General features: G+C 65.6%; 22 protein-coding genes and 1 tRNA gene. 10 read left to right on the forward strand and 13 right to left on the reverse strand.

What is annotated here, in order from left to right; all coding sequences use genetic code 11:
• Positions 1-2: 2 nt before the first annotated feature.
• Genes dhaL through ACGFK1_RS00910 form a run of 3 tightly spaced genes read right to left on the reverse strand, consistent with a single transcriptional unit; the run spans position 3 to position 2,407 of the window.
• Positions 3-635 carry a dihydroxyacetone kinase subunit DhaL gene (gene dhaL, locus ACGFK1_RS00900; RefSeq protein WP_393424209.1) on the reverse strand — a complete coding sequence of 211 codons (633 nt, stop codon included), beginning with the start codon at positions 633-635 and terminating at the stop codon, positions 3-5.
• A complete protein-coding gene (gene dhaK / locus ACGFK1_RS00905; protein ID WP_393424212.1) occupies positions 636-1,634 on the reverse strand; it encodes a dihydroxyacetone kinase subunit DhaK in 999 nt (332 codons plus the stop codon).
• Between the two features lie 11 nt (positions 1,635-1,645).
• On the reverse strand, positions 1,646-2,407 hold the full coding sequence (locus tag ACGFK1_RS00910; protein ID WP_393424215.1) for an MIP/aquaporin family protein: 762 nt from the start codon (positions 2,405-2,407) through the stop codon (positions 1,646-1,648).
• Positions 2,408-2,535: 128 nt separating this feature from the next.
• Between ACGFK1_RS00910 and ACGFK1_RS00915 the strand changes: the two genes are divergently transcribed.
• Positions 2,536-3,282, forward strand: a complete 747-nt coding sequence (locus tag ACGFK1_RS00915) for an IclR family transcriptional regulator (protein ID WP_393424218.1) — start codon at positions 2,536-2,538, stop codon at positions 3,280-3,282.
• A gap of 19 nt (positions 3,283-3,301) precedes the next feature.
• Positions 3,302-4,144, forward strand: coding sequence for an oxidoreductase (locus tag ACGFK1_RS00920; RefSeq protein ID WP_393424220.1), 843 nt, complete (start codon positions 3,302-3,304; stop codon positions 4,142-4,144).
• Between the two features lie 32 nt (positions 4,145-4,176).
• Here ACGFK1_RS00920 and ACGFK1_RS00925 read toward each other — a convergent pair whose 3' ends face one another.
• The 4 genes from ACGFK1_RS00925 to ACGFK1_RS00940 form a co-directional block, all read right to left on the reverse strand.
• Positions 4,177-4,317 (reverse strand): hypothetical protein, encoded by a 141-nt coding sequence (locus ACGFK1_RS00925; protein WP_393424223.1) that lies wholly within the window; start codon positions 4,315-4,317, stop codon positions 4,177-4,179.
• 133 nt (positions 4,318-4,450) lie between these two features.
• A complete protein-coding gene (locus tag ACGFK1_RS00930) occupies positions 4,451-5,008 on the reverse strand; it encodes a hypothetical protein (protein ID WP_393424226.1) in 558 nt (185 codons plus the stop codon).
• An 87-nt stretch (positions 5,009-5,095) separates the two neighbouring features.
• A complete protein-coding gene (locus ACGFK1_RS00935) occupies positions 5,096-5,626 on the reverse strand; it encodes a YbaK/EbsC family protein (RefSeq protein ID WP_393424229.1) in 531 nt (176 codons plus the stop codon).
• The gene (locus ACGFK1_RS00940) at positions 5,623-5,817 is read right to left on the reverse strand and encodes a hypothetical protein (protein ID WP_393424232.1); all 195 of its coding nucleotides are present in this window, start codon (positions 5,815-5,817) and stop codon (positions 5,623-5,625) included. Before ACGFK1_RS00940 ends, ACGFK1_RS00935 begins: the two co-directional genes overlap by 4 nt.
• Before the next feature lie 19 nt (positions 5,818-5,836).
• Between ACGFK1_RS00940 and ACGFK1_RS00945 the strand changes: the two genes are divergently transcribed.
• The gene (locus tag ACGFK1_RS00945; protein ID WP_393424235.1) at positions 5,837-6,205 is read left to right on the forward strand and encodes a DUF488 domain-containing protein; all 369 of its coding nucleotides are present in this window, start codon (positions 5,837-5,839) and stop codon (positions 6,203-6,205) included.
• A gap of 41 nt (positions 6,206-6,246) precedes the next feature.
• Positions 6,247-7,107, forward strand: a complete 861-nt coding sequence (locus ACGFK1_RS00950; protein WP_393424238.1) for an LLM class F420-dependent oxidoreductase — start codon at positions 6,247-6,249, stop codon at positions 7,105-7,107.
• Here ACGFK1_RS00950 and ACGFK1_RS00955 read toward each other — a convergent pair.
• A complete protein-coding gene (locus ACGFK1_RS00955; RefSeq protein WP_393424241.1) occupies positions 7,104-8,522 on the reverse strand; it encodes a CHAD domain-containing protein in 1,419 nt (472 codons plus the stop codon). The genes ACGFK1_RS00950 and ACGFK1_RS00955 overlap by 4 nt on opposite strands.
• A gap of 101 nt (positions 8,523-8,623) precedes the next feature.
• Between ACGFK1_RS00955 and ACGFK1_RS00960 the strand changes: the two genes are divergently transcribed.
• On the forward strand, positions 8,624-9,235 hold the full coding sequence (locus ACGFK1_RS00960; RefSeq protein WP_393424244.1) for a GNAT family N-acetyltransferase: 612 nt from the start codon (positions 8,624-8,626) through the stop codon (positions 9,233-9,235).
• A gap of 4 nt (positions 9,236-9,239) precedes the next feature.
• Here the strand turns inward: ACGFK1_RS00960 and ACGFK1_RS00965 are convergent, their stop codons facing one another.
• From ACGFK1_RS00965 to crcB (ACGFK1_RS00975), 3 genes are read right to left on the reverse strand one after another with little or no spacing between them, the layout of a single operon-like run.
• Positions 9,240-10,295 (reverse strand): DUF190 domain-containing protein, encoded by a 1,056-nt coding sequence (locus ACGFK1_RS00965; RefSeq protein ID WP_393424247.1) that lies wholly within the window; start codon positions 10,293-10,295, stop codon positions 9,240-9,242.
• Positions 10,292-10,657, reverse strand: coding sequence for a fluoride efflux transporter CrcB (crcB, locus tag ACGFK1_RS00970; RefSeq protein WP_393424250.1), 366 nt, complete (start codon positions 10,655-10,657; stop codon positions 10,292-10,294). The genes ACGFK1_RS00965 and crcB (ACGFK1_RS00970) overlap by 4 nt, the downstream gene beginning before the upstream one ends.
• Positions 10,654-11,052, reverse strand: a complete 399-nt coding sequence (gene crcB / locus ACGFK1_RS00975) for a fluoride efflux transporter CrcB (protein WP_393424253.1) — start codon at positions 11,050-11,052, stop codon at positions 10,654-10,656. Before crcB (ACGFK1_RS00975) ends, crcB (ACGFK1_RS00970) begins: the two co-directional genes overlap by 4 nt.
• 72 nt (positions 11,053-11,124) lie before the next feature.
• Here crcB (ACGFK1_RS00975) and pgm point away from each other — a divergent pair, with 72 nt between their 5' ends.
• The 3 genes from pgm (at position 11,125) to ACGFK1_RS00990 (ending at position 14,148) form a co-directional block, all read left to right on the forward strand.
• On the forward strand, positions 11,125-12,759 hold the full coding sequence (pgm, locus tag ACGFK1_RS00980) for a phosphoglucomutase (alpha-D-glucose-1,6-bisphosphate-dependent) (protein WP_393424256.1): 1,635 nt from the start codon (positions 11,125-11,127) through the stop codon (positions 12,757-12,759).
• Positions 12,756-14,015: an MFS transporter gene (locus ACGFK1_RS00985; protein ID WP_393424259.1), complete on the forward strand. Its 1,260-nt coding sequence runs from the start codon at positions 12,756-12,758 to the stop codon at positions 14,013-14,015. The genes pgm and ACGFK1_RS00985 overlap by 4 nt, the downstream gene beginning before the upstream one ends.
• A 57-nt stretch (positions 14,016-14,072) precedes the next feature.
• A tRNA-Ala gene (locus tag ACGFK1_RS00990) sits at positions 14,073-14,148 on the forward strand.
• 91 nt (positions 14,149-14,239) lie between these two features.
• Here ACGFK1_RS00990 and ACGFK1_RS00995 read toward each other — a convergent pair.
• A complete protein-coding gene (locus ACGFK1_RS00995; protein WP_393424262.1) occupies positions 14,240-14,377 on the reverse strand; it encodes a hypothetical protein in 138 nt (45 codons plus the stop codon).
• A 195-nt stretch (positions 14,378-14,572) separates the two neighbouring features.
• Positions 14,573-15,127 carry a TetR/AcrR family transcriptional regulator gene (locus tag ACGFK1_RS01000; RefSeq protein ID WP_393424265.1) on the reverse strand — a complete coding sequence of 185 codons (555 nt, stop codon included), beginning with the start codon at positions 15,125-15,127 and terminating at the stop codon, positions 14,573-14,575.
• A 263-nt stretch (positions 15,128-15,390) separates the two neighbouring features.
• On the opposite strand from ACGFK1_RS01000, the gene ACGFK1_RS01005 reads away from it, so the two are divergent.
• Both ACGFK1_RS01005 and ACGFK1_RS01010 read left to right on the forward strand, forming a co-directional pair.
• On the forward strand, positions 15,391-16,662 hold the full coding sequence (locus tag ACGFK1_RS01005) for a cytochrome P450 (protein WP_393426242.1): 1,272 nt from the start codon (positions 15,391-15,393) through the stop codon (positions 16,660-16,662).
• Positions 16,659-16,949 (forward strand): hypothetical protein, encoded by a 291-nt coding sequence (locus tag ACGFK1_RS01010; RefSeq protein WP_393424268.1) that lies wholly within the window; start codon positions 16,659-16,661, stop codon positions 16,947-16,949. Before ACGFK1_RS01005 ends, ACGFK1_RS01010 begins: the two co-directional genes overlap by 4 nt.
• The last annotated feature ends 419 nt before the right edge of the window (positions 16,950-17,368 follow it).

The following is a 17,368-nucleotide window of genomic DNA, read 5'->3' on the forward strand; positions in this document are numbered from 1 at the left end:
GCTCACCCGCCTGCGGCGAAGGCGGACGCAACCGCCGCGATCAGCATCGCCGCCGACGTGGCGCCCGGATCGACATGGCCGACACTGCGCTGACCGAGGTAGCTGGCACGGCCCTTGCGGGCGACCATGGATTCGGTGGCATCACGGCCGTTTTCGGCCGCCACGGTGGCGTCGGCGAGCGCGACCGCGAGGCCTTCTCCTGAGGCCAACGCGGCGTCGAGCGCGTCGAGCGCGGGTGCCAGAGCGTCGAACATGGTCTTGTCGCCGGCCTCGGCGCGACCCCGCTGCACCACGCCCTCGACGCCTGCGCGCAGCGCTTTCGCGAACGTCGCCGCGTCGACTCGCTCGTCGGCTCCGAGCGCACCGGCCATCCGCAGGAAGAACGTGCCGTACAGCGGGCCGCTGGCGCCGCCGACCGACTTCACCAGCGTCATGCCCACCTGTTTGCAGAGCGCGGACATATCGGCAGGTGCCGCGTCATCAAGAGCTGTGAGTACAGCGGTCATGCCGCGATCCATGTTGATGCCGTGGTCGGCGTCGCCGATGGCGGCATCGAGATCGGTGAGCGCTTGGGCATTTTCGTTGATCAGCCGTGCGTATTCCCGAATCCACGACGTGAGCTGGGCCAGATCCATTCAGCATCCCCTCCGCAGTGCCGGCGTGCTGACGGGGTGGTCCCACAACCGCAGCATCTCGTCGTCGGCGCGCAGCAACGTCACAGAGCAGCCCGCCATGTCGAGGCTGGTGATGTACGGACCCACCAGCGACCGCGCGATTCTCACCCCCGCCTTATCGAGAATCGCGGCGAACTCCGAGTACATGACGTACAACTCGATCAGTGGGGTGGCGCCCATGCTGTTGACGAACAGGATCACGCCGTCATCGCCCGAGAAGTCGAGATCGGCGAGCACCGGTTCGAGCATGAGTTCGGCCACCGCCCGCGCGGATTGCATGGGCATCCGCTGTCTGCCTGGCTCACCGTGAATGCCGATACCGACCTCGATTTCGGTGTCGGACAGGTCGAAGGTCGGATGTCCGACGGCGGGCACCGTGCACGACGTCAGCGCGACACCCATACTGCGTGACGTCGAGTTCACGCGGCGGGCGACGTCTGCGACGTCGGACAGGCTGCGGCCCTCGTCTGCCGCGGCGCCTGCGATCTTCTCCACCAGAACGGTGGCGCCGACGCCACGACGCCCCGCGGTGTAGGTGCTGTCCTGGACGGCGACGTCGTCGTCGACGACCACCGATTCGACTGTGATGCCTTCCGCGTCGGCCAGTTCGGCGGCCATCTCGAAGTTCATCACGTCGCCGGTGTAGTTCTTGACGATGTGCAGCACACCCGCTCCGCCGTCGATGTTCTTGGTGGCCTCCAGCATCTGGTCGGGCACCGGCGAGGTGAAAACCTCACCGGCACAGGCGGCGTCGAGCATGCCTTGCCCGACGAAGCCGCCGTGCAGTGGTTCATGACCCGATCCTCCGCCGGAGATCAACCCCACCTTGCCGGACACCGGTGCGTCGCCGCGGTAGACGATCCGGTTGGCGTGGTCTATGCGCAGTTCGGGGTGCGCCATTGCCATCCCGCGCAGGGCTTCGTCGATGACGTCGGCGGGATCGTTGATGAGCTTCTTCATATCCGGTCTCCTCAGGCAGCGGTCGTGGCGTCGGCGGGAACCGGGACAGCGGCGGGTGTCTCGTCGGCCCGGGTTTTCGAGATCGCGACGTAGGCGCACGCGGCGAGCACACCGGCAAGGCATTCGGCCGCGAGGTAGACCGGCAACTGACTCCAGGAGACGGAGCCGCCCGCGATCTGCTGGATGAGCATCGGGCCGAATGTGCGGGCCGGGTTGATCGACGCGCCCGTAGTGGGTGCCACCGGGATGATCGCCGCGAACACCACCAAACCGATGGCCACACCGGCGAATCCGGCCGAGGCCTTGCGGTGTATCACGCCGAAGACGGTGAACACGAGAATGAACGTACCCACGAATTCCGCGAAGAAGGCCTGTACCGCACTGACGTTCCCGGAATAGGTCGCTACTCCCAGGCCGGCGTCGCGGGCGGCCGTGCCGAGCACGCCGATGATCGCCGCCGCGCCGACGATCGCCCCGATCACCTGTGCAGCGATATAGGCCGGCACGCGGGACCACGGAAACTTGCCGGTCGCCGCGAGTCCGAGTGTGACCGCGGGGTTGATGTGGTTGCCGGAGATGTGGCCGAGCGCGTAGATCGTTGCCACCACGACGGTCGCGAACGCGAACGAGATCATGCCGAGATCGGCCATGGTGAACGGCGCATCCCCATTGACGATGATCGTCGCGGGCACCGATCCGACGCCGATGAACACCAAGAACGCGGTACCGAACGCTTCGGCGGCGAGTTTCTGGGTGAGCGAGGGTTCGTCCATCACGTTCTCCGTCCGGTGGTCGACTATCTCGGATAGCATTCGATAATGTCGAATGTGATCTGGACCATACGCTTATGCTTCGGTCATCACAAGAGGTCATTCCGGGGCTCTCAAGGAAAGGTGGAGGCATGATCCAGGCGGTGGATCGCGCGCTGCGCATCCTCACGGTGCTGCAGGGCGGCCGTCGGATGAGCCTCGGCGAGATCGCGACCGCCATCGGCCTGGCGCCGTCCACCGTCCACGGTCTGGTCCGGACCCTGCTGGCGCACGGCATGGTGCAGCAGGAGTTCGACTCGGGCCGCTACCGACTCGGGCCCGCCACGCTGCGGCTGGGCAACGTATACCTCGACACACTCGAACTGCGCTCACGTGTCGCGATCTGGGCTGAAGGTCTGGCGCGACGGACGGGATGTGCGGTGCGGACAGCGGTACTGCTGTTCGACGAGGTCGTGGTCGTGGCCCACGAGCCGAGGCCGGACGGTACGCGTCAGATGCCTGAGGTCGGCATCGTGATCCCGGCGCATGCCAGCGCTCTGGGTAAGGCGCTGTTGGCATTTCAAGCCGACTACAAGTCGGGTGAACTGCGCAGCATGACCGGGGAGACGATCACCGACTCGGCGGTGTTGACCGACCAGTTGGAGAAGATCCGCTCGTCAGGGCTCGCGACGGAGGTCGAGGAGGCTGTGCTGGGTGAATGTGCCGCAGCCGCACCGGTTTTCGATTCGTCGGGCGAGGCGACAGGGGCCATCGGCCTGGTGGCTCCCGCGGCACGTTGGCCGCTGGATCCGGAAGCCATCGACGCGTTGCGCGACACGGCACGCACGGTGTCGCGTGAACTGGGATCACCGGTGTGGCCGCCACGCCGGGTTCATTAATCGGAAGGGAAGTGGTGTCATGAGCGTCTGGTTTGTCACTGGTGCGAACCGCGGATTCGGCGCGGAGATCGTCGAGAAAGCCCTTGCCGCCGGGCATTCGGTTGTTGCGACCGCCCGTGATCCCGGCGGCATCAACGCCCGGTTCCCCGACGCCGATGACCGGCTGTTGCCGGTGGCGCTCGACGTGCTCGACGAGGCGCAGGCGGCAGCGGCTGCCGACGCGGCCGTGCAGCGGTTCGGGCGCATCGATGTGGTGGTCAACAACGCGGGCCGTGGCTTGTTGTCGGCGGTTGAGGAGGCCAGCGACGTCGCCGCACGAGCGGTCTTCGATACCAACGTCTTCGGCATCCTCAATGTGCTGCGCGCCGTCCTACCGACGATGCGGGCACAGCGGTCGGGCCGCATCGTCAACCTGTCTTCGATAGGCGGGTTCAGGTCGTCGGCGGGCTGGGGCATCTATTGCGCCACCAAGTTCGCCGTCGAGGCGATCTCCGAAGCGCTCGCAGGCGAAGTGGGTCCGCTCGGCATCGACGTCATCATCGTGGAACCGGGCTATTTCCGCACCGACTTTCTCGACGCGTCGAGCCTCAGCACCGAGGGCACGGTCATCGACGACTACGCCGAGACCGCGGGTGCCGTCAGACAGCACGCCGCAGACGCCAACCACGCGCAGCCGGGCGACCCGGTCAAAGCGGCCGCGGCGATCGTGGAGATCGCGTCAGCCGAGCGGCCACCGCTGCGCATTCAATTGGGTCGTGATTCGTTTGGCGCGGTCGCGGAGAAGCTTCAGTTCGTCGCCGAGGAGCAGCAGGCCTGGCGCGAGTTGGCCATCTCGACAGACCACGACGACGTCGCCGTCTAACCCCGACGCCGCTGAACGTTCACGTTCTACACCTAGGTGGCGGCCCCGGCCGCACAGAGCGCCGCGCGTCGATAGCGGATCATGTCGCCGCTGACGCGGACGATGCGCCAGCCGAGGTCCATCGCCTCGGCATGCCAGACGATCAGGTAGGCGCGGATGCGGGCTCGATCCAATGTTGGATGCCGTCGTACTCAACCCCGACCTTCCAGTCCTCCCAACCCATATCGATCCGGTGCACGAATCGACCGGAGTCGTTGAAGATGTTGATCTGCGTGCGATGTGGCCGCAATCCGGCGTCGGTCAGGATCAGCCGCGTGCGAGTTTCCTGCGGTGACTCGGCACCGGCAAGGTCCAATACCTCGCGCAACTGGATCGTCCCGCGCGCTCCGCGGTGGCGGCGGCGATCCACTCGACCTCTGTGGGTTTGACGTTGTTGGCCTGCATCAGGGCATCGATGCGGATGACCGCCATCGTCTGCCCGCGACGCCGCCCGAGGTCAAACGCTGTTCGCACCGGTGACGTGACGGGAATCCCGCGTATGAAACACCTTTCGTTGTCCGCCAACGCGTCACTGTGCAGGACGATGCCCTTTGTCTTGTATCGACTCGGTTGATCAAGTTCGGCCGGCTGCGCCGCGTCGATCCATCGCGACCCCAGCAAGGCTGCCCCTGACAGCCCCGCCGCCGTCGCGCGGCGCCCCGACCAGAGCCACGCCGCGACCGCTTTGTCGGCAGCCGTCAATACCTGGCCTTTCGGCACGTATACGTTGCGAAGCACCGCGTCATACTGCGTACTCAACTGATAGCGGTTGAGCTCACCGCGAGCCAACGCTTCGGTGCTGAGGAACGGCCAGTCGGGTGCCACGTCGATACGACGTCACGAAGCTCTCGCTGGTTCGCCGGCCGAACGTGAGGTCGTGCTCGACTATCAGCCAAAATTTCGCGCACAAGCTCACGTTCGGCGCATCGCGATGTCCAGCACCTCGGCGTTCGGCAGTGACGCCAAGACGCTGGTGTCAGCGAGAAGCTTCGAACCGCGAATGCCGCTGCCGATGACCACTCGCTGTTGATCGACGACGTTGGCGTCGACCAGGATCGGCCAATCCGGTGGCAACCCGACAGGCGTGATGCCGCCGTACTCCATGCCGGTGTGGGCGACCGCGTCATCCATCGACGCAAATGAGATCTTGCGTGCCCCAAGGTGTTTGCGGACCACGCCGTTGACGTCGGCGCGGGTGGTCGCGAGCACGACGCAGGCCGCGTACCAGGTGCGGTCGGCCCGACGCGCCTCCACCACGACGCAGTTGGCCGAGACGTCCATGCCGATGTCGTAGTGCTCGCAAAATGCCGCGGTGTCGGCCAGGTCGGGATCGATCGCGCTGACGAGCAGTCCGTCGCGCAGGTGTGGTCGCACCGCGTCGGCGACAAGGTCGGGCGCGTCGTCGGCAGCAACGAACGCGAGCTTGCCGAGATCCATCGTCATTCCGCGCTGCTCCAGCGATCGCCGATGAAGGCCAGCAACCCGGGGTCATCGGAAGTGAACCGGTCGACCTCCTCACCTCCGTCGCAGCGCAGCAATCCGACGGTGACGCTGTGTTGGCTGCGGGTGATGACCTGCCACACCGCGCCGGAGTCCTGCCAGCGCTGCAGTTCCGCGGTCCGATCGATGTGCATGGCTCTACGATTCCACGTCATGAGTGCTCGTCGCCGCATCGGGGTCGCGCGCGTGTACGACGCCCCAGACCCCGACGACGGTCAGCGCGTCCTCGTCGATCGGCTGTGGCCGCGCGGCTTCCACAAGGACGATCCGCGGGTGGGCCGGTGGCTGCCGAAGGTGGCGGCGTCGACCGAGCTCCGCAAGTGGTACTCCCACGACGCCGCACGGTTCGACGAGTTCGCCGCGCGATACGAAGCGGAGTTGGCGACCGGGGAAGGCGCCGAGGCACTGGCGGAACTGCGTGACATGGTGCGCGCCGGTCGGGTCACTCTGGTCACCGCCACCCGCGACCTGGAGCTCAGTCACGTCGCGGTGCTGGTCCGGCTCTTGGCATCGGCCGCCTGATCGCAGGTCTTTAGCTGCTCGCCGCGTGAGACGATCGCCCGATGCGGTTGGGATTACACGCCCTCGGGATCGGATCCGGAGCAACCCGCGCTGTCATCGACTCCGTTGCGGTGGCGGCCGAACAGTCCGGTTTCGCGACGCTGTGGTCGGGTGAACACGTCGTGATGGTGGACCGCTCGTCGTCACGCTATCCGTATTCCGACGACGGACAGATCGCGGTGCCTGCGGAGGCGGACTGGATCGACCCGATGATCGGGCTGGGATTCGCCGCCGCCGCCACATCGACAATCGGCATCGCGACCGGGGTATTGCTGTTACCCGAACACAACCCCGTGCTCATTGCCAAACAGGCGGCCACGCTGGACACCCTCAGCGGCGGCAGGTTCACCCTCGGCGTCGGCATCGGATGGTCCCGAGAAGAGTTCGAGGCACTCGGCGTGCCGTTCGAGCGGCGCGCGGCGCGCAGGGCGGAGTACGTCGCGGCGATGCGCGCCTTGTGGCGTGACGACATCGCCTCATTCGACGGTGAGTTCGTCCGGTTCGACGCGATCAGGGTCAACCCCAAACCTATTGCAGGCAATGGCATTCCGATCATCGTCGGCGGGAATTCCGACGCCGCGCTTGGTCGGGTGGTGGCATGGGGCGACGGTTGGTACGGGTTCAATCTCGACGGAGTGGACGAAGTCGCCGAACGGATCGATGTCCTGGACCGGTTGTGTGCCGAGCGCGGCCGCGGGCGTGCCGAACTCCGGTTGGCGGTGGCGCTGCGCGATCTGCAGGTCGACGACGTCGCTGGGCTCACCGAACTCGGCGTCGACGAACTCGTCATCGTAGGCGCTCCGCCGGACGACGCCGGTGCGGCCGCGGAGTGGGTGTGTGCGTTGGCCGACAAATACCGTTAGCCGACCAGTTCGCGCACGCGCCTTCGGGCGGCCTCCGCGCCCTGCTGCTCGCGGGCGTAGAGCAGACCGTAGGTGAAGCCGTTCTCGTCCGCGGTGGTGCCCGCCGTGAGTGCCAGCCTTCGCAGCGTCGCGGTTGCGACGACGCTGTCCTGGTGATCGCCGAGCACACGTTGGAACTGCTTGTAGTGCTTGGCCGTTCGCGCCGCATCCTTGTGCACGGGTGCCCGCAGTTCGGCGGCATAGCGTGCCCGCTTGGCGGCCTTGCGGGCACGGTGCAGCAGCGCGTCATCGCCCGACTCGACGGCCTTGGCCAGACGTCGATCAGCCTTGCGCGCGGCGCGGCGCGCCCGCTTGCGCAGAGTCGCAAGTCTCGGTGCTTTGATCAGCGGCGGATCGGTACGCCACTGCTGAAGCGTCGCGAGCAGATCGAGATAGCGCTGCGAATCCATCGCCTCTGCGACCACTTTGCGCGACCGCAATTGGTGCGACTGCAAGTCGGTGTTGATCCGGCTGGCAACGGGTCCGAGCACGAGCTGCGGTGGCAGTTTCGCGAGCATGTCGGTGAAGTGGGCGCGCTGCACCTGACAATCGCGGACCTCGCCGAGCAGTCCGGCGAACCACTTGAGCTCACCCTCGACGTGCCCGGTTGCGTTCTGGTCGAGCAGCTTACCGAATACGCGCAAGGTGCTGCGCAGGCGGCGGATAGCGACTCTGGTGTCGTGGATCGGGTCGCTGCCGCGACGCATGCCGAGATCGCCGTCGAAGATCGCATCGATCTGCGCGTTCAGATACCTCACCACGGCTCGGCCCGCGGCGGTCGCCACGACGGGACCTGGTCGCGCGCTCCGCACGACCCGCGCGAGTTTCGACGGGTGCGGCGACGGTGTAGCGCCCGCGTCGGTCAGCCGCTCGGTCAGCCGACGCGGAAACGCGCGGGCGCCGGGACCCAGTTCGACTTCGATCTCGCGCCACGCCAGCAGCCGGTGGCCGACCGAGGCGAGAACGTTGTCGTCGGCCACCTCGGCGCAGAGCCGACGCCTACGCCGATCCGTGATCCGGTAGCGGTCGCGGGTGGTCCGGATCGTCGCCACGTTCACCAACGGCTTGCCCAACCGCATGCCCGTCAGCGCGTCGGTCAGTTCCGTCGGCGGGGTGTCCGACAGCGCGGTGCGGATCTCGAGCCGTCCCGCGGCGTCGGGCACCTTGAGTTGCCACCCGGTGTCGTCGTCGCCGTCGCGCCGCCGCAGCGTCACGCCGTGAGCTTGTAGGTCGCCGTCGGCGGTGTCGTAGTAGGCGCTGCTCAGGGTGATTGTGCTGCGTTCCACGTCGGCGCCGTCGACGATGTCGTCGATCCGCGGGAGAGTGAAGTGCTCGTCGACGTCCCACTTGCGTTCACGTTCCTGGACTTCGTCCATGCCTAAGGTCTTCCCAGGCCACGGCCCTGACAAAACATCGTTTGACCCTGATCGAGGAAGGTAACCCTGGCCTGACCGTCTGGGGTAGCCTCGGCGCTCAAATGGCTGACATCGACGAGGCGCCCGCTGCCGTACTGCCGCGTGAACTCACCGAGATCTCCGCAGACGTCCGCGCCGTGGCCGCACCCCCGCCGCCGACGTTGGCCATGCCCTACGCCATCCGCCCGGTGGACCCGGATGCCGATGCCGCGATGCTCTCCGAATGGATGAACCGGCCGCATCTGGTGCGAGCGTGGGAGTACGACTGGCCGCCGCCGCTGTGGCAGCGGTATCTGCGCGCGCAACTCGACAGCGAGTACTCCAGGCCGTTCATCGCCGCCTTCCACGGCGAGCCGTTCGGCTACATCGAGTTGTACCGCGCGGCGAAAGACTCCATCGCGACGCGTTACGACGCCGACCCCCACGACGTCGGCTTGCACGCCGCGATCGCGGACCTTCGATTCGTCAACCGCGGTATCGCGCCGACGCTGTTGCCGCGCTTGGTCGCCAACATCTTCGAACTCGACCCTCGTTGTCAGCGGATCATGTTCGATCCCGACCATCGCAACGTTGCTGCCCGCCGGGTGTGCGAACAATCAGGATGTGAGTTCTTGGGTGAGCACACCATGTCGAATCGCCGGATGGCGCTGTACGCGTTACCGCGGTCGAGTTAGCGCTTCAGTACTGGTGACGCGCCAAGCCGGTGCCGCCTCTGCGCCTGCCGTCGTCTATCGACACGAGGGCGGGCACCAGTTCGCTGGTGATCAAACCGCGCCGCCCCGTCAGGCCGTCGATGATGTCGAAGCTCGCGGCGATGCGCTCCGGGCTGTCGACGACGATCGTCGTCACCGGCACCTGGCGGGTGAGTTGAAACATCTTGTCGCCGTGCGGTTTGTGGTCGCCGTGAAAGCCCCAGATGCCGCGCAGCACGGTCGCGCCGGAGGCGGCGTTCGCCTCGAACAGCCGCTGCACGATCGCCCGGTGGATCGGCAGGCCGTCGTGCAACGTGGCCTCCGACGTGTGCACCATCAGCTTCTGCCAGAGGGGTCGCCCGTTGTCGTCGGTGAGGGGAAGCGCGGCGGGGCGCGTCAGAAGCTCGCCGTCACGTTTACACAGCTGCACGCGTTCCAGCGTCAGCAGCGGTTGGCGCAGCATGGCCTGCAGTTCAGGGATGGCGGCGAGCACCTGCGGCCCGGATCCGACCGCGATGATCATCACGGGTACATCGACGTTGCGGCTGAAGAAACGCGCCCGCCGTCGCTGACCGTTCTTGGTGCCATCGACACCGAGAAAGACTGAGACACCGGCGAAGCCGTGCCGGTACAGCACATCGCCGACGGCTTGGTGAGCGGGTCGCGCCGAAACCCGGTCCTGGCGTCCGACGTAAATGGTGAGTTTGATGGTGCCCGAAGGCGGATCGTCGCCGACCAGGCGGGCCCGCTCAAGCGTGACGAGCCCGCGGGTGGTCATCGCCACGGCCCGGTCGGCGAGCGGAGCGATCCGCTCGGCGCGGTCGACCGCGGCAATCGCGATCGGCGAATCCTCCGATGCGCTCAACGACTGGTCGCTGCGCAACTCGTGGTGCGGGCCGAAGCTGGCGATGCCGCGCAGGGCGATGCTGGTGTCCACGGCGCTCTCACCGAATAGGTCGAGCAGCGCGTCGGCGAGAAATCGGTCGCCGCTGCGCAGCCGCTCGGCGAAATAGGCGGTCAGCTTGAGGTAATCCTCGTTCACAGTCGACCTCCGATCCAGACGCCCAGCGCGGCGGCGACAAGACCGACCGCGATGCTGACGACGATGTTGGCGACCGCGGGACGCAGCTGGCGTTCCTCGGCCAGCCGGTGTGTCTCGAGCATCCATGTCGAAAACGTGGTGTAGGCGCCGACGAATCCGGTGCCCACCACGAGTGCGAGATCGGGGCGCAGCGCGAGCCCTGACAGCAGGCCGAGCAGCAGCGCGCCGCTGATGTTGACGACGAAGGTGCCGTACGGAAAAGACGCGTGGATCCGGCTCGACACCGTGCGGTCGACGAGAAACCGCAACACCGCGCCAAGCCCACCGATCACCGCGACGCCGGCCCAGATCACGACCGTCATCCGCGGATCCTGGCCCGGCGGACCAGCGCGGTCGCGAGATACAGCGCCAGCAATCCGGTGACGATGCTGGCGACGGTGTACCCGACCGCGAGGCCGTAGCGCTGTTGTTCGAGCATCCTGACGATCTCGACATGCATCGTCGAGAACGTGGTCAGGCCACCGCACACTCCGGTGCCCAGCAGCGGTCGGCGATAGCTCGACACGGGTAGCCGCTCGAGCAACCGGGTGGTGAAGTAGCCCACCAGGAATGCACCGACGATGTTCACCATGAACGTGGCCCAGGGCCAGTGCCCCGGTTCGGCCCCGGCAACCGTTTCGAGCCCCGCGCGCGCGAGCGTGCCGACCGCCCCGCCGACGAAAACCGCGGCCAACTCGCGGCCGTCGAAACTGAACATGAGCCAAAGTATCGCCATCGAGCTTCCGCTCGGGCGTACGACCCGGTGTCGACAGGAGCAGAATCTATAGGCATGGCTGCGAATCCACGTGCCGGCCAGCCGGCCCAACCAGAAGACCTCATCGATGTCGCGCAGGTCGTGACGGCCTACTACACCGTCGAACCCGACCCCGACAACGCCGATCAGCAGGTGGTCTTCGGCACCTCGGGCCACCGCGGATCGAGTATGGACGCCGCGTTCAACGAGGCGCACATCGTGGCCACCACCCAGGCCATCGTCGAATACCGCGCGGCACAGGGCACCACCGGGCCGTTGTTCATCGGGCGCGACACGCACGCGCTGTCCGAACCTGCGTGGGCCTCGGCGCTCGAGGTGCTGGCCGCCAATGACGTTGTGGCGATGATCGATTCGGCGGACCGCTATACCCCGACACCTGCGGTCAGCCATGCAATTCTGACCTTCAACCGCGACCGAGACGGCGATCTGGCCGACGGCATCGTGGTCACTCCATCGCATAATCCGCCGCGCGACGGCGGCTTCAAGTACAACCCGCCCAACGGCGGACCTGCCGACACCGACGCCACATCGGTCATCGCCAAGCGTGCCAACGAAATTCTGCGCGACGGGCTCAAAGACGTGAAACGGGTGCCGCTGGCCAGGGCGTTGCAGAGCACCCAGCGGCACGACTACCTGGACGCGTACGTGGCGGACCTGCCGAACGTGGTCGATCTGCACGCGATCAGCGCCGAAGGGATCCGCATCGGCGCCGACCCGCTCGGCGGAGCCAGCGTCGACTACTGGGGTGCCATCGCAGAGCGGCACAACCTGGCCCTGACGGTGGTCAATCCGCTTGTCGACGCGACGTGGCGGTTCATGACGCTCGACACCGACGGCAAGATCCGCATGGACTGTAGTTCACCGAATGCGATGGCATCGCTCATCGCCAACCGCGACAGCTATCAGATCGCCACCGGCAATGATGCCGACTCCGACCGGCACGGAATCGTCACCCCCGACGGCGGGCTGCTCAACCCGAACCACTATCTCGCGGTGGCCATCGACTACCTGTACACCAAGCGGCCCGATTGGCCCGCGTCGACCGCGGTGGGTAAGACCGCCGTCAGCTCATCGATCATCGACAGGGTGGTCGCCGGGCTGGGCCGCAAACTGGTCGAGGTTCCGGTCGGGTTCAAGTGGTTCGTCGACGGATTGATCGGCGGCACAATCGGTTTCGGTGGCGAGGAGAGTGCCGGGGCGTCATTCCTGCGCCGTGACGGGTCGACGTGGACCACCGACAAGGACGGCATCATCCTGGCGCTGCTCGCGTCGGAGATCCTTGCGGTGACCGGACAGACCCCGTCTGAACGGTATGCGGAGCTGGCCGAAAAGTACGGCGCCCCAACGTATGCGCGCATCGACGCGCCTGCAGACCGGGAACAGAAGGCGCGGCTGGCGAAGTTGTCGGCGGAGCAGGTGACCGCGACGGAGTTGGCGGGTGAGGCGATCACCGCCAAGCTGACTACCGCGCCGGGTAACGGCGCAGCGCTGGGCGGGTTGAAGGTGACCACCGAGAACGCCTGGTTTGCGGCGCGGCCATCGGGCACCGAGGACGTCTACAAGATCTACGCGGAGTCTTTCAAAGGTCCCGAGCACCTGGCGGAGGTGCAGGAGGCCGCCAAGGACGTGGTTAATACAGTCATAGGGTGAGTGTCGCGGAGGGGGAGCGTTCGGCTGACGCCAGGTCGAAGCTCCCGAGCGAAGTCTGGGTGCTGATCACCGCGAACGTGGTGGTCGCCCTCGGCTATGGCGTGGTCTCGCCAGTCCTGCCGCAGTATGCCCGCGACTTCGGGGTCAGCATCAGCGCCGCCACGTTCGTGATCACCGCGTTCTCGTTGATGCGTCTGGTGTCGGCGCCGGCCAGCGGGCTGTTCGTCCAGAAGATCGGGGAGCGGCGCGTTTACGTCAGCGGGCTGTTGATCGTCGCGGTGTCGACGGGTGCATGCGCATTCGCGCAGACGTACTGGCAATTGCTGCTGTTCCGCTCGCTCGGTGGCTTCGGCTCGGCGATGTTCACTGTCTCGTCGCTCGGACTGATGATCAGGATTTCGCCGCCGGATGCACGAGGCCGCGTCGCAGGCATGTTCTCGAGCGCGTTCCTTGTCGGCTCGGTCGGCGGCCCGGTGCTGGGCAGCCTGACCGCAGGGCTGGGACTGTCGGCGCCGTTCGCGATCTACGGTGTGGCGCTGCTGATCGCCGCCGCCGTGGTGTTCTTCTACCTCAGGCATTCGACGTTGGCGGCACCGGCTCACGACGACCACGATCCGGTCACGTTGCGAATGGCGTTGCACCACAAGGCGTATTGGTCGGCGCTGTTCTCCAACTTCGCGACGGGCTGGTCGGTCTTCGGCTTGCGTATTGCGTTGGTGCCGTTGTTCGTCACCGAGTTGCTGCACCGCGGGCCGCGCGTTGCCGGGCTGGCGTTGGCGACGTTCGCGGTCGGCAACGTCGCCGCGGTGATCCCCAGCGGCTACCTTTCGGATCGCATCGGGCGGCGCACGCTGTTGATCGTGGGGCTTTCGGTGTCCGGGGTGGCGACGATGGCGGTGGGCCTGGCTTCGTCGTTGACGCTGTTCCTGGCAGGCGCGCTGGTGGCGGGCGCGGCCGCGGGCATGTTCACGTCCCCGCAGCAGGCTGCCGTCGCGGACATCATCGGCAGCAGGGCCAGGGGAGGGACGGCCGTCGCCACGTACCAGATGATGGCCGACGTCGGTGCGATCGGCGGCTCACTCGCGGTCGGGGAGATCGCCCAGCACGTCTCGTTCGGCGCCGCATTCGTGATCAGCGGCGGAATCCTGCTGGTCGCCGCCGTCGGGTGGGTGCTGGCCCCGGAGACCCGGCCGCGGCCGACCGAGCACACCCCGGCGCGCGCACTGGGCCCGGAAGTCGGCGGCGAGCTGCCGTGACCGGCCGTTTTGAATGCGAACCCGCAGGTGGTGTAACTTCGATGGGCACAACATCACGGGGCTATGGCGCAGCTGGTAGCGCACCACACTGGCAGTGTGGGGGTCAGGGGTTCGAGTCCCCTTAGCTCCACCAGGAAACCGCAGGTTAGAGGATGTTTTGCGCACGCCGCGACGATCGCGATGCGCCTTGAAATGCTGTGGTTTGTCACCGGCCCTATGGCGGATCAGCCTCGGGTATTCCAGACAAGCGGCGCCTTGTGGATCCACGTGCCGTCCTCGACGGTGTCGACGAGGAAAGCAGCGAGGTCGGCGCGGTTGATCCGCGTGCCGGGCTTTTCGGTGCCGGCCTCCGCGGCCCGCACGGAACCGACGGCCGGCTTGCCGGTGAGGGCGCTGCCCTGGCGAGGGTCCAGTCGGTATCGGAGGCGCGCACGATCTCGTCGACGCCGCTGCAGCTTAAAGCGCAATAATATGCAGCTCAATCGCCATTTATGCCAGGATCGCCAGGGGTTCGAATCCGCTTAGCTCCACCATATATTCGCAGTTCAAGCGTATTTTTAGCGAAGTCCCAGGGTCACCGATGGTGCGGCGAACCGCTTCACCAGTTCATGCTCGGTGTGTTTGTCCTTGGCGGGCCAATACCACAAGGCAAAGGTCATGCGGATAAGCCACTGTGCAGCCAGCGGGTCGCTGCGCCCGATCATTTCTTCGGCCATCTTGGCCACGAACGGCGATGCGGTCACGGTCCCAGCGTCGCGGTCGGGGCTAAGGCCGCCGATCATCAGCTTTCCGAGCGGCTCACCTCGCATGAGGTCGAGCGCGACGATGATGGCAGTCGCGACGCGCTCAGTTCCCTCCATCCCGGCGATGGCTTGCCGTATCGAGCCGATTATCCGCTGCGAAAACGCAAAGATAAGACGTTCGAGGATCTCCGCTTTCCCTCCGGCGTGGCGATAGATCGTTGCCGGCGAGCAATTCAACTCCGCAGCCAGCGCATTGATGGTGAACGCTTCAAAACCATTGCGCGAGACGAACTCTGAGGCCGTCGACATAATCCGGTCACGCGCTTCCGCGCTACGGTCCGCTCTGAGGACCCAGTCTTTCCGTCCCACGGCTACCAGCCTTCCCGCTGAGGCGCAGACAGACAACAAATCCGTTCTCTCACCACGAGACATATTCGGTGATATGCCTCATCGATGTGCGCAGCTCTGCGCAATTCCCGAGGACAGAAGTGGTAACCGGCAATGTAGTAAGCCTTTCAACTTTGATGCCACCCATTGACCTCTCGGTCGGCAGGTAATGACTCTGAGGGGAGTGCTGTCGAAAGGGTGTGCTGATCTTGAAGCTTGGAAGGGTCGCTGACGGTGCGGCCTTGATGTTCTCGCCGCTGGTTGCGGCGGGGCGATTGAACGTCTCTGCGGCGATCCGCACGCACAGACGTGGCTACAGCGGCTGGACGGGCGCGGTCAATACCGACTATGACCCGTTGGACCCAGCCGTCGCCGCACAACCCCACGCTGCCTACGACGCTTTGCACCGCAGCGGACGTGTTCACTACAACCCCCGGCGCGCGACCTGGATTCTGCACAGACTCGACGATGTCCGCGCAGCCCTACGCGACACAGACCGGGTAACCAGCAGCCATGGAGTGACCCGAGTACGGATGGTCGCCGATCTGGTCGTGGTCACCGATGGCGAGCAGCACAGCCGCCTCCGTAAACAAGTCCAGCCGGCGTTCACAAAAGGTGCTCTGGACAGTTGGCGCACCATCATCGACAAGCTTGCCGCCGAACTCGTCGACGACATGATTGCTGCTGGCCACTGTGATGCCGTAGAGCGGCTAACAATGCCGATGCCGCTTCGGGTGATCGCCGCCATCCTCGGCGTCCCCGAGAGCGACATCGCCGACTTCCGCCGTTGGTCAGACGACAGCACCCAACTGATCAACTTCACCCCCACGGTGAGTGGCGTCGTGAGTACCGCGCGATCCATGCGGGCCGCTGTAGCGCTGCACCGCTACTTCTTGAAGCACCTCGCACAGGGAGACCTCAAAGGATCGAACACCGTCCTCGGACGGCTGTTGGAGCACAACACCGACGGAGCGCTCACCGACAACCAGTTGTTCTATATCGCCATCCTGCTGCTGATCGCCGGTAATGAGACCACCACGAACCTGCTGGGCGGGATGCTGCACACCTACGCGCATTACCCCGATCAGTACGACATGATCCGTGCCAACCCGGACCTCATCCCGCAGGCCATCGAGGAACATGTCCGCTACACCAGCCCCATTCAAAACCTCTACCGCTACACCCGTGCCGACTATCAAGTAGGCGAGGTCACCATCCCAACGGGCTCGCGGGTGCTGATGTCGTTCGGGGCGGCCAACCGCGATCCACTTGCCTTCGAGGACCCCAACACCTTCCGCGCGGACCGAAACCCCCGCTCTCACGTCGGCTTTGGCTACGGTCCACATCTATGCCTCGGAGCGCCACTGGCACGCATGGAGGCACAAGCCGTTCTCCGTGAACTGGTTGATCGCGTGTCACGGATCGAAATGACCGGACCCACAACGTGGTCCACCAATAGCTCACTGCGTGGCCCTACCCACCTCCCCGTCGTTCTCCACGAGAGGTCGGCGCCGTGAAGTCGAAGCCCAAGGCTTCTGAACGATGGGCATTGTTCGGCGGACTTGCACTCACAGTGTCCGGTATCGCGCACCTTCTGTGCCCAGCCGCGTTCGAACCGGTTAATCGATTGGCTTTCAAGGACAACATCCGCGCCCACGTTTTGATCAACGGCAGCATCGAAGCGGCACTAGGCATAGCGCTGCTCAACTCTCGTACTCGTCAAGCCGCCCTGGCCGCCACACTTGCCTACCTGACCTATTTCAACGCCAGCCTGCTGTACACACAGCGCATCTTGGCCAACTAATCACACGACGCTGAAGATGGATTAAAGAGCTGTAGATCTACTAAGTGGCGTAACGACAGATCGCCATAAACGCGCGGATGCCCGGCTGGGATCGCCCGCTGTGTGGTGAAGGCCTAAGACAAGAAAACTGTTGCCTTTCAGGGGCACTGTGCGAAGGCGTTCGGGGTTCGCCGGCGCGGAATCGGTGGCGGCTACCGTCAGGACTGTGCCTCGTCTCAGCCGATACCGGTTGGATCATCGGTGACACCCACATGCCGGCCAGCACCGTTACGTCGCGTAACACACGGAGGCACATTCCCTGGACACAAACGCCCCACGTAACGCCGTCGGGCAATAACTACCCCAGTTCAAGCGGCTTCTGCACGACACGGCATGGGTTCGAGTCCCCTTAGACCCACTTATGCGATGAGTCGAGTCAT

This window comes from Mycobacterium sp. NPDC048908, from assembly GCF_043197955.1.
Lineage (GTDB): Bacteria > Actinomycetota > Actinomycetes > Mycobacteriales > Mycobacteriaceae > Mycobacterium.